The following is a 692-nucleotide window of genomic DNA, read 5'->3' as shown; positions in this document are numbered from 1 at the left end:
AACGTCAGCATCACCGTGAAGCTGATCAACCCGATCGCGATGGAAGAAGGCCTGCGCTTCGCCATCCGTGAAGGCGGCCGTACCGTGGGTTCGGGCGTCGTGGCAAAGATCCTCGACATCTAAGCCGGACGCAAAGGAATCACCATGGCTACCAAGCAAAAGATCCGCATCCGCCTGAAGGCATTCGACTACAAGCTGATCGACCAGTCGGCCGCTGAAATCGTGGACACCGCCAAGCGCACCGGCGCGATCGTCAAGGGCCCCGTGCCCCTGCCGACCCGCATGAAGCGTTTCGACATCCTGCGTTCGCCGCACGTCAACAAGACGTCGCGCGACCAGCTGGAAATCCGCACGCACCAGCGCCTGATGGACATCGTTGATCCCACCGACAAGACCGTGGACGCGCTGATGAAGCTCGACCTGCCGGCCGGCGTCGACGTCGAGATCAAGCTGCAGTAATTCGACCTCGCGTCGCATTCCGAGCACAGCCCGCCTGCAGAAATGCAGGCGGGCTTTTTTGTGCTTCACGTTTGTTTCTCAACGTGGCATCCTCGCGCACCGGCCTGCGGGACGCAGTGCGCCGGGGCTGAAACGAGGGCAGCACACGTGATGAGCCAGAAGTTCTCTTTTGCATTCGGTGCGGCATGCGTCGCCGCAACATTGCTGGCGGGTTGCGGTGGAGGAGGCGGGGG

General features: G+C 62.0%; 2 protein-coding genes. Both read left to right on the top strand.

The window, feature by feature from the left end; translation table 11 throughout:
- Positions 1-123 (top strand): EF-Tu C-terminal domain-related protein (locus tag D3H34_RS33345; protein ID WP_455342413.1); only part of this gene is annotated, 123 nt, incomplete at its 5' end.
- Between the two features lie 21 nt (positions 124-144).
- Entirely contained in the window at positions 145-459 is a 315-nt protein-coding gene (rpsJ, locus tag D3H34_RS33340; protein ID WP_007838118.1) for a 30S ribosomal protein S10, read from the top strand.
- The last annotated feature ends 233 nt before the right edge of the window (positions 460-692 follow it).

It is taken from the genome of Acidovorax cavernicola (genome assembly GCF_003581445.1).
The sequence above is the reverse complement of the archived record's forward strand: the minus strand, read 5'-3'. Positions and strand labels throughout refer to the sequence as shown.